General features: G+C 45.9%; 12 protein-coding genes (1 of these 12 running past the window's edge). 3 read left to right on the plus strand and 9 right to left on the minus strand.

What is annotated here, in order from left to right:
- Together V8Q34_RS20810 and V8Q34_RS20815 are read left to right on the plus strand one after the other, a co-directional pair.
- Nucleotides 1-368, plus strand: the final stretch of a protein-coding gene (locus V8Q34_RS20810; protein ID WP_256130077.1) for an AraC family transcriptional regulator. 448 nt of this gene lie to the left of the window's left edge; 368 of the gene's 816 nt are visible here — the last part of the coding sequence; its start codon lies beyond the left edge, outside the window; its stop codon occupies nucleotides 366-368.
- A gap of 18 nt (nucleotides 369-386) precedes the next feature.
- Nucleotides 387-851: a VOC family protein gene (locus V8Q34_RS20815; protein WP_148394053.1), complete on the plus strand. Its 465-nt coding sequence runs from the start codon at nucleotides 387-389 to the stop codon at nucleotides 849-851.
- Here the strand turns inward: V8Q34_RS20815 and V8Q34_RS20820 are convergent.
- The 7 genes from V8Q34_RS20820 to V8Q34_RS20850 form a co-directional block, all read right to left on the minus strand.
- Entirely contained in the window at nucleotides 848-1,744 is an 897-nt protein-coding gene (locus V8Q34_RS20820) for a histidine kinase dimerization/phospho-acceptor domain-containing protein (protein WP_033143136.1), read from the minus strand. The two genes, V8Q34_RS20815 and V8Q34_RS20820, sit on opposite strands and share 4 nt — an antisense overlap.
- Before the next feature lie 11 nt (nucleotides 1,745-1,755).
- On the minus strand, nucleotides 1,756-2,595 hold the full coding sequence (locus V8Q34_RS20825; protein WP_033143137.1) for an ABC transporter permease: 840 nt from the start codon (nucleotides 2,593-2,595) through the stop codon (nucleotides 1,756-1,758).
- Complete coding sequence (locus tag V8Q34_RS20830) at nucleotides 2,588-3,502, minus strand: ATP-binding cassette domain-containing protein (RefSeq protein ID WP_054353818.1); 915 nt, start codon at nucleotides 3,500-3,502, stop codon at nucleotides 2,588-2,590. Before V8Q34_RS20830 ends, V8Q34_RS20825 begins: the two co-directional genes overlap by 8 nt.
- Before the next feature lie 86 nt (nucleotides 3,503-3,588).
- Nucleotides 3,589-4,254, minus strand: a complete 666-nt coding sequence (locus V8Q34_RS20835) for a response regulator transcription factor (protein WP_335836242.1) — start codon at nucleotides 4,252-4,254, stop codon at nucleotides 3,589-3,591.
- A 36-nt stretch (nucleotides 4,255-4,290) separates the two neighbouring features.
- Entirely contained in the window at nucleotides 4,291-4,566 is a 276-nt protein-coding gene (locus V8Q34_RS20840; RefSeq protein WP_033143140.1) for a DUF1653 domain-containing protein, read from the minus strand.
- Nucleotides 4,567-4,578: 12 nt separating this feature from the next.
- Nucleotides 4,579-4,989: a peptide deformylase gene (locus tag V8Q34_RS20845; protein WP_335836243.1), complete on the minus strand. Its 411-nt coding sequence runs from the start codon at nucleotides 4,987-4,989 to the stop codon at nucleotides 4,579-4,581.
- A gap of 475 nt (nucleotides 4,990-5,464) precedes the next feature.
- On the minus strand, nucleotides 5,465-6,685 hold the full coding sequence (locus V8Q34_RS20850) for an MFS transporter (RefSeq protein ID WP_033143142.1): 1,221 nt from the start codon (nucleotides 6,683-6,685) through the stop codon (nucleotides 5,465-5,467).
- Between the two features lie 134 nt (nucleotides 6,686-6,819).
- Here V8Q34_RS20850 and V8Q34_RS20855 point away from each other — a divergent pair, with 134 nt between their 5' ends.
- Nucleotides 6,820-7,728 carry an AraC family transcriptional regulator gene (locus tag V8Q34_RS20855; protein WP_335836244.1) on the plus strand — a complete coding sequence of 303 codons (909 nt, stop codon included), beginning with the start codon at nucleotides 6,820-6,822 and terminating at the stop codon, nucleotides 7,726-7,728.
- A 298-nt stretch (nucleotides 7,729-8,026) separates the two neighbouring features.
- Here V8Q34_RS20855 and V8Q34_RS20860 read toward each other — a convergent pair whose 3' ends face one another.
- Nucleotides 8,027-9,253, minus strand: coding sequence for a uroporphyrinogen decarboxylase family protein (locus tag V8Q34_RS20860; RefSeq protein WP_148394057.1), 1,227 nt, complete (start codon nucleotides 9,251-9,253; stop codon nucleotides 8,027-8,029).
- Nucleotides 9,254-9,391: 138 nt separating this feature from the next.
- Nucleotides 9,392-10,306, minus strand: coding sequence for a LysR family transcriptional regulator (locus V8Q34_RS20865; RefSeq protein ID WP_054353814.1), 915 nt, complete (start codon nucleotides 10,304-10,306; stop codon nucleotides 9,392-9,394).
- Between the last annotated feature and the right edge of the window lie 95 nt (nucleotides 10,307-10,401).

Raw genomic sequence — 10,401 nt, forward strand, 5'->3', positions numbered from 1 at the left:
ACTTGGTTTCTGATTTTTCCAAACCGCTGCCAAAGGAACATGCCGATGCCTCCTGTATCACTGCCCGTGTCTGCGATTATATGGAATGCAATTATATGTATACGATCACCTTACAGGATCTAAGTCGTCTTTCCGGGCTCAGCAAATATCATTTTCTGCGGATGTTCACCCGGGAAAAAGGCATATCCCCCTATCGCTTTATTGAATGTCTCAGAATGACAGAAGCGAAAAAAATGCTGAGAGAAGGAAAGGATCTGGCTGATATCACTTATCAACTGGGGTTTAGCAGTCAAAGCCATTTTACTAACTTTTTCAAAAAGTACGCCAGAATCACCCCGAAACAGTACAGCAGATTATATAACAACTAAAAGAAAGGAAAACTTATCATGAAGCACACTTGTATCGTCATCTCAGTGGCAGATATCCATGCAGCCAGAAGGTTCTATGAAGATTTATTCGGTTTGGAATTATATCAGGATTACGGCAGGAACATTTCGTTTACCTGCGGTTTGGCACTGCAGGAAGATTTTGACTGGCTTGTCAATCTGCCAAAAGAAAGCATAGGAAAAAAGTCCAATAATATGGAGATTTGCTTTGAGGAGCAGGACTTTGACGGATTCTTAGACAAGCTGAGGCAGTATCCCCATATTGAATATTTAAGTGAAGTCATGGAACACGACTGGGGACAGCGTGTTGTTCGATTTTATGATCCGGACGGACATATGATCGAAGTGGGAGAGGATATGAAAATGGTCATAAACCGATTTCTCACATCCGGAATGAGCATGGTTGAAGTTTCAGTAAAAATGGGGGCGTCCATTGAGGATTTAAATAAACTTCTGGAGCATTAAACAGGGGATCTGAACGCAACCCAAATCTTCAGCTCCCCATGTTCAAAGGCCGCTCCCATACGGCCTCCCATCTCCTCTGTCAGCAGTCTGGCAATGGACAGGCCAAGCCCCGTAGCATTTTTTCCGCTCTCCACAGTGTAATAACGGTCAAATAGCTTCTCTGCCAATACTTCATTCATTTCCGCCGCGTGATTGCAGAACACTGCCTTTCCATCTTCCATCAGAATAATCCTCAGGTCCCCGTCACTGTACTTCAGTGCATTCCCGATTATATTTTCCAGGACACGGGAAAGAGCCGCTTTATTCAGCAGCCGTTCTATCTTCCTCTCCGGTATCCTGATATCCGGTGTGATTCCCTTATCCTTAAACGCCCCGTAATAAGCCGCGATACACTCCTCCAGCGCCTGGTTCAGACTCACAACCTCTTTTTCTTCATATTGATGAACAGACATTACCAGAGAATACCGGAACAATTCTTCTGTAAGCTGTTTCAGTCTGTCGATTCTCTCCTGTATGATCCCCAGATATGTCTGCACCTTTTCTGATGTATCTTCCCTTTCCAGCAGTTCCATATATCCGCAGACCGCAGTAAGCGGTGTGCGCAGGTCATGGGAAATATTTGTAACTGCCTCCTTAAGCTCCTTATCGCCCTGCAGATAACGGATCTGTTCCTTTCTGAGAAGTTTCATCTGTCTGTCAATCTCAGCCGCAAGCCGGCGCATTTTATGGTCTGAAATGCTGATATCAATCCCTACATTGGTGTCTCTGCCCAGCCTTGCCTCCATTTCTTCGCAGATTTCATCTGCTGCCTTCCGATAACCGGCAATCTTTATCCACAATATGAAATTAATCAGCGCAAGGACTGCGCAGAGAACACCAAGCAGACAGACCATATCTTTTTCCTCTATTTCAAATCTTTTCTCTTAAAACAAAAAACGCCCACAATATTTACCACACCCGTAATAATAAGGGAATAAGCTCCCAGAGTCCATGGATTCCTTACAGACAGCGACGCAATCTGCAGACTCTGCCCTGTAGGCAGCAAATCAAGCACAAATTGATGCGCAGCTCTCTGGGCAGGCTTCAGATACATGGGATTAGGGATTTTTTGTATTGTCTGCGTAGTGGTATCCCCAACCGTCTTTGACATGACAGCACCATCCACAAACTCCTTTTCTCCCAGTTTCATGGCAATATAGAGCGCCAGTATGATTGCCGCAAAAACCCCGATCATACTGATGACTGCCACCAGCGCCTTATTCTGGTTCAGCATGGAGAGCATAGTGAAGACTGCTGTAAAAGCTGCTGTCATAAGCACACTGTTCAGCAGATTCATAAGAACAGCTCCCATACTGCTCTCAAAAAATCCAAACAACGGTATCCCCAGGATTCCTGCCACCAGCATATAGACTGTGTTCATCATGACCCCTGCTGCCGTACATGTTATAAAATTTGACAGATAGATGCTTTTCCTGTCACACCCCGCGATCAGTTTATTACGAATCGTTCCATCACTGTATTCTGTTCCGATATACAGACTGCAGAATGCTGCGATGAGCATCCCAATGACCATATGCGAAGCAAAAAATACACCGTCATAGCTGACTGTCATCTCATATCTCGTCATATTGTTGTACTGGCCTGCACAGTCAGCGATCGCATACAGAGCCATGACCACTATCCCGGTCCAGAAATATTTATCCTTTTTCAGGCGCAGAAAATTTGCATGAAGGAGCTTACGCATGGCTGCCACCCCCTATCAGATTGATATAGTAGCTCTCCAGGCTCTCATCCTTTTCTGTAACCTTATATACGATGCATCCCTGTTCGGCCAGGCTCTGTATAAGCTCTGTGACATTCCAGTCTCCATATACGTCAGCCTCCTGATCAGATGTCACCGCGTATTCTATCTTCTTTTCGTCCATCACACGAATCAGGGACCGCATATCTGATACGGTCAGGTGCATGCATTTTCTACAGGCAGACTCCAGATCACCTGCAGTGATCTCCTTCACGATCCTTCCCTGGTCGATAAATCCATAATGGGTGGCAAGCCTGGACAGTTCATCCAGAATATGGCTGGAAATCAGCACCGTGATCCTGTATTCCCGGTTCAGCTTCAGGATCAGCTCCCGCATCTCCACGATTCCCTGGGGGTCCAGCCCGTTTACCGGTTCATCCAGCACCAGAAAATCAGGATCACCCGCAAGGGCAATGGCAATCCCCAGACGCTGACGCATCCCCAGGGAAAAATTCTTGGCCTTTTTCCTGCCTGTGCCCGAAAGCCCCACCAGTTCCAGCAGTTCTGTGATTCCCTCATAAGTAGGGCGGCCCAGGATCGCATACTGTTCCCGGATATTTTCTTCAGCCGTCATATCGAGATAAATGGATGGATTTTCAACCACCGCTCCCATTCTGCGACGCATCTGCAGGATATCCCCGGATGTGTACTTTTTTCCGTAAATGGAATACTCCCCAGATGTTGGGCTCTGCAGGCCGCAGATCAGCCGGATCAAAGTGGTCTTTCCCGCTCCGTTTCTTCCGACGAAGCCGTAAATAGCTCCTTTTTCCACATGCATGGTCAGATGGTCCAGTGCTTTAAAATCTTTATATTGTTTTGTTAAGTTTTCTGTACTCAGAACATACTCCATAACAATGCCTCCTTTATTTGATACAGTCATGATAGCACGGCATGGTTAAGAGAGCAGTTAAGCAAACAGTTAAGAAACGGTTAAGATTACATTTCCCGCATTTTAAAACCGATTCCCCACACAGCCTCAATGTAATCCCTATCCTTTATCTCCCTGAGTTTCCGCCGCAGATTGCTTACATGGACCTTCAGGGAGCTTTCCATACAATCCGGCGTATCCTGGCTGATCAGATCCAGCATCCGGGATTTTGTAATAACCTGGGAGGGATTCTGCATCAGCAGCTTCAATATGGCAAATTCCGTCTTTGTCAGACGCACGGACATGCCGTCCGCAGTGACCTGATGGGCGGCGGTATCGAGGCAGAGGCCGTCATACTCAAGCACCGCATCTTTCACCACAGCGGACTGTTTTCTAAGCTGTACTGTGATCCGCGCCAGCAGTTCCCTGGTTTCAAAAGGCTTCGTAATATAATCCGCAGCCCCGTCAAGCAGCAGATTCACCTTGTCATCCACTCCCGCTTTTGCACTCACCACAATGACAGGAAGCCCGTCAAGCCTCGGCAGGACTTCCTCCCCGGATAATCCGGGAAGCATCAGATCCAGCAGAACCAGGTCGGGCTGTTTTTGAGCCAGGAGAAGGAGTGCCTCTGTGCCTGAATAGGCACGCATGACTCCATAACCCTCTTTTTTCAATATTTCTTCCAGCATATCCCCTATGGGAATGTCATCCTCTATGACTGCAATATATTTCATAACAGTACACCTTTCCTCTGACGTTCTGTTCTTTCCCTAAATAGTCAAAAGCCGCTGCTCTACCTTCTCAAATCTGTATTTCTGTTTGATCTCCGGGTACTTTTCCCTGTCCACCTCACTCATGAACATATCGTAGGGACGTGCCCATACGCCAAACGGCCTGTAGAGCGCCTGATAGATCACAAGCGTCTCATCGGTCTCCGAGTGTGTGGCAAATGCCATGATTTGATACAGATAGGTATCACTGTCAGGATTTACTGTCTCTCTTTTAAAATTCTTCACGATATCCCCCGGTTTAAGCCTCGGTTCCATACGCCTGTCCTCCTATATCAAAATGCCATCGCAGTGGTCAATCTCATGCTGGATGATCTGGGCTGTCCAGCCTGTATAGCGCTGTTTACATCTCTTAAAATTCGCATCCCTGTATTCCACCTCGATTGTCTCATACCGGGTCGTCCTTCTCACTCCTTCCAGGGAAAGGCAGCCCTCCTCTGTTTCATAGGGTTTTGATTTCTTTACGATGACAGGGTTGAGCATGGGAAGATTGACTTCTCCCATTTGGACTGCTATGATCCTTTTCTTAATCCCTATCATATTTGCAGCCATCCCCACACAGCGCCCCCTGTTTGCCTGGAGGGTATCCAGCAAATCCTTCACAATAGCGCCGTCCTCTCTCACCGCCGGCTCTGATTTTTGGCTGAGGAAGAAAGTATCTTTTACGATTGGTTTTATCATTCAGCCTCCCCCATTTCCTTTGCCATTCTCATGTCCTCTTCATTCAGCCGGCATCTTTTTTGGGCCTCGTCCCACAATTCCTGTTTATATGCCATCTAATCACTCCCATCGGTTTTTCTGTAATCAAGAGTATAACCGATTCCTGTCCCATATTCAACTGTTACGCATACGGATATCTTCCATTCTGACTAATTACTTATTATATGTATTCCTTTTTCTGGGCTTTTCCCACAATAAAATTTTCCAATTTTCAAAATTCCACAATTTACGCCGGGATTTTTTTTGATTTTTGTTGACACTTTTTCATTGAAATAAGGTATAAATAAATTACCCCCAATACATTATATAGTTTTTGCTACACCCCATAAGAAGAAATACCTTCTCCAAAAAGACCAGCTCCCCCGCTGGTCTTTTTCCATTTCTCAAATATTTCCCGGAAAACATTGATGGTTCCCTGCACGTAAACTGCAGGAGATCAATTCTCCTCCAAAGTACATAATTTGACGTCTCTTTGTCCCACTGCAATATGCAGCTTTTCAGACATGATCACCATTAAGACTAAGATCACTGCCATAAAAACAGGGTACAGCCCGATATTCACATACTGTGCAACAAGCCCGAACAAAGGCGGGACCAGGCAGGTTCCCACATAGGCGGCAGCCATCTGCACGCCAATGACAGACTGGCTTAAATCCGCTCCGAAGTTGGCAGGCGTCTCATGTATAACGGACGGATAAATAGGCGCACATCCGCACCCGATCAGAATCAGCCCCACAAAGAGGACATTCCCTCCAAGGGGAAGGAGAACGCAGAGAATCCCCAGCGCGGCTACAGCCTGTCCAAGACGTATCATATTGCGGTCATTTACCTTCATAGTGATAAAACCGCAGACAAACCGGCCCGCTGTTATCCCCATATAGAATAGACTTGCCCAGCGTGCTGCCCGCTCAGGCGAAATTCCATGGTATAAGGTACAGTAACTGGCTGCCCACATACCCGCCGTACTTTCCAGTGCACAATAGCAAAAGAAACAGATCAGGACCTCTTTCACCCCTCTAAGCCTCACAAGCTGCGGCAAAGTATAATGGCGGGGCGGCTGACCTTTGTCTATTCCGGCATCTGCTGATTCGCCGTTTATCTGTCTTTTCTTCATCTTTTTCCAAAGAGGCAGGGAAAAGATCAGGACCGCCGTCAGTGCTACCTGCAGGACAGCAATGGTCTGATATCCGCCGTTCCATTTGAATCCGCCTGCCACAGCCCATCCCATGACCACAGGGCCTATGCTGGCGCCCAGCCCCCACATACAGTGCAGCCAGCTCATATGCCTGGCGGGATAATGCAGGGCTACAAAATTATTCAGCGCTGCATCCACACTTCCCGCTCCGAGTCCGTACGGTACTGCCCAGATGCACAGAAGCCAGAAGGAATTGCTGATGGAAAAACCAAACAGTGCCGCCGCAGTCATTCCCACACTGATCGCCGTAACTTTACCGGCACCAAGCCTGCGGGTGAGAAAATCGCTGGCCAGACTGGAGACAATGGTTCCCGCGGCAATAATCATTGTGATCACTCCTGCCCAGGAAACAGAAGCCCCCAGTTCCCGGTACATACTGGGCCAGGCTGACCCAAGCAGAGAGTCAGGAAGGCCCAGACTGATAAATGCCAGATAGATAATAATCAATAATAATGACGTCATAATGCATCTACTCCTCCTATGTCTTACATTTTATATCTCCGCATATTGTAAATCAAAATGCGGATTGCTTCCATAATGATAACGTATTATACTATAAAAAAAGCGACATACTGAAAAAATTCAGAGGTGTAAAAATGATCAACAATACAGTACGTGTGGATGAAAAAGGCAGAGAGCTGCAGAATCACGGGAATTTGGCATTCCCCTGTGCCTGGTACTGCAGCGGTCCTAATCAGGGGGATGTGCCCTGGCACTGGCATGAAGAGATTGAACTGGTATATTTAAGCAAAGGAACCCTGCAGTGTGCAGTGGGTAACAGGCGTTTTCCTCTCCGTAAAGGGGAGGCACTTTTCATTAATACAGGCATTCCTCACGCATTTTTTGAGGAATCGGGCATTCCCTATGAGGAAAGTGACATTGTATTCCATCCCCGCCTGATCTATGGGGATGTGGGGAGCATTTTTTATGAAAAATACATACTGCCCCTCATGCGCTGTCCCTCCATGGCAGGTTTTGCTTTCCGAAAGGACCTGGACTGGCAGAGAGAGGCTGCTCTCTCCATAAAAGAGGCAGTCACGGTATGCAGAACAAAACCTGAATTATACGAGTTTACCGTGAGAGAGGCACTGACAAATGTATTTACGCTTCTCCTCAGACATAACAGCGGGGAACTGCAGCAGACAGAAGCTAGGTCCTCTTTTCTGATGGAACGGGTAAAACGAATGCTGGACTATTTCCACAGCCATTACCAGGAATCCATCAGCGTGGAACAACTTGCAAAACAGGCTAATATATGCAAACGTGAATGCCAGAGGGATTTTAAGAAAGTGCTTGGTCTGACTCCCTCCCAGTATTTTGAGCAGTACAGACTTGCCATGTCCCTCCGCCTTCTTACAGAGAGCAGCTGCAGTATCATAGAGATTGCAGACCAATGCGGTTTCCAAAGCCCCAGCTACTTCACCAAATTATTCCGAGAGAAGTACGGTGTCACGCCCACTGCCTTCCGCTCAGGTGCTCCTCTGCTTCATTCCGATCTGAAGTGAGCAGATGACATTTGCCTGCATTGCCCCATATGCTCTACATGATGCTGCAGCTTTCACATTGCATAATGAAACGGCCAAAAATCCTCTTTTTACGTTCTAATCCCACAATGGATTTTCCCTGTTTTCAAAAATCCACAATTTCTTTCTCGATTTTTTTAAAATTTTGTTGACACTTATCTGTTGAAATATAGTATAAATAAATTACCCCCAATACATTATATAGTTTTTGCTACACCCCATAAGAAGAAATACCTTCTCCAAAAAGGACCAGCCCCCCAGCTGGTCCTTTTTATTTTCTTTACAGCAGATAAGAATACGCAGATTTCTTCAGCCATTCAAAAGTATACTCTTCCGGGTTGTTTTTCAGCTTGTATTTCAGAAATTCTTCAAAGGAAAGAAACTCTGGCATCTGGTATGGTGTCTTATCATCTGCCCCGGGTGCGCCATAAACCTTTGCTGCCCAAACTGCCGCCTGGATTTTTTCTTCCGCAGTATTCGGTGAAATATTGTTGAAAAAGAATATGGCAGGCGTGGGACCTGCTTTTGCCTGCAGCACATAGTCCCGGACAAGTGCTGTTATATTGTCAATGGGCTCAAACTCCAGATATGTGGCAGAAATACCTATCTGCAGTGCTGTCATGCGCTCAGTAGCCACGGCTCTTGCATAATCAGCTCCCAGAGAAGCGGCATCCGGGTCTATACACAGAAAACGGCCATTGGACCAGATGATGAAGTCCTCAAAACGTTTCCGCTCATCCCCCTCCAGCATAGCAGTTCCGAAAAAGGCAGTATCCATCAGCCGCATCCCCGGCATATTAAGTTTATCCAGCTCACGCTGCAGATAGGGCCGTATGAACTTTTCTACAATTTGAACATTTACCATAGGTACGGATGCAAAAGCATCCACAAAATCCATCTCGGCAAATCCGGGAATGGCTTCATTCAATGCGCGGAACATGGGTACATGATAATCGTCTACAATACGGCGGAGAAATTCATGGACAAATTCCGGATCTTCTATGGTCGCCATGATAAGATTCTCAATGCCATACAGATTGCCCGCCAGTGTCCAAGGCGCGGAGAAGATCGGGAAGGTATCCACACCGGTATAATGCTTATACGCTTTGCAGTATTCGATCAGATATGGAAACCGGCCTTGGTCCAGTCCCCCAAACCTGATTTTATCCAGGTCAGCAGCATCCTTGATAAAGTAATCCGACCGGTCAAAATCAGGACAGTGATCCGGGAAAAATTTTATCTTAGCCCCCATGGCCTCTGCCTCAAAATTGTAAACATCCATATTTGCGGTGAGGATATCCAGTTTCAAATAATCCTGTACAAGAAGTGTACATTCCGCCATGGCCTTTGCGTCATCGCGGAACAGATAATCATAAGGAACTTTGCATAGCTCAGGAATATATTCCGTCACCAGCGCTGTGACAGGTACATTGGCATTCGGCCAGTTAGCAAGATTCTGCAATGTTTGCAATCTTTCCAATAAAAATGTCATTTTAGACTGTGTCATTTCTATACTACCTCCTTTATTAAACCCGGTTACTTGTTAATATTCATTATAAACTTTAGGGCAGTAAAAGAAAAATGATGAAAAAGCACAGTACTGTGCCGTTTTTTCATCATTTTTAAGGGGTTATAGAATATGCAGTTATGTAGTCAGAAGCCGGATGATCTCACTGATGAGAGGATTCCTGTTATCCGGATTCCAGGCCACGATGAGGCCGGAATCACCTAATCCTTCCAGCTCCACCTTTCTGATATCTGAGGATTCCCAGTCACAGATGAGACCGTCCGCCAGAAGCTGTCCTTTTCCCAGTGAAAGATTATAGCGTATAGAATTTGTGTTGGAGACACTGGCTGATATTAAGGGAGTAAACCCATGTGTCCTGCAGACATTCTCCAGCAGATGATAGTAATGTGGATAAACTGCAGGTGAAAGTGTCAGAAAGGGATATTGTTTAAATTCTGAAAAAGAATGAACCTCCTCATAAAACAGCGGATGACTTTTATGAATAAAAACCGCGTTTTGCGAATGGAAAATCTCCTTCCATAGAATGTTTTTGTTGTCAAAATAAGAACTTTCCTGAAGCCAGGTTATGATAAGATCGAAATAATTATCCTCGATCATACCGGTCAGCTCATGCATATCTCTGCGTTCCCATACGATTTTTTCCGAAAGTTCTCTGGATGCCTTCTCCTCCAGTCTGGAAACTGTATAGGACGCTGCTGTCTGCGTTGTATCCAGCAGCCCTATGCGTATGTTGGAGGCATATCCCTCCTGGATCGTGTGGGCCTTTTCCAGACTTTGAAGTATCATTTCCAGAAGCGGCGTCCAGTCACCGGCAAGTTCCCGGGCTGCAGGTGTCGGAATAAGCGTATGGTATTTCCGAACAAAGAGCTGAAGTCCCAGTGTGGATTCCATGGAACTGATAGTTTTGCTGACCATGCTCGGAGTAAAATTATATTCGGCGGCAACACGGCTGTAATTTTTCAGGCGGACGCACTTTAGAAAGATCTGAATCTGCTGCAATGAAAGGTTAAACACATTATTATTATATTTCATACGCTCCCTCCGCTTCAGTCACTGACGTCCTTCACCTATATAAAAATACATATACAAAAAAACTCCATAAACAATTATGTTTACAGAGTTTAAAG

The organism is Blautia sp. JLR.GB0024 (assembly GCF_037000545.1).
Lineage (GTDB): Bacteria > Bacillota > Clostridia > Lachnospirales > Lachnospiraceae > Blautia > Blautia celeris.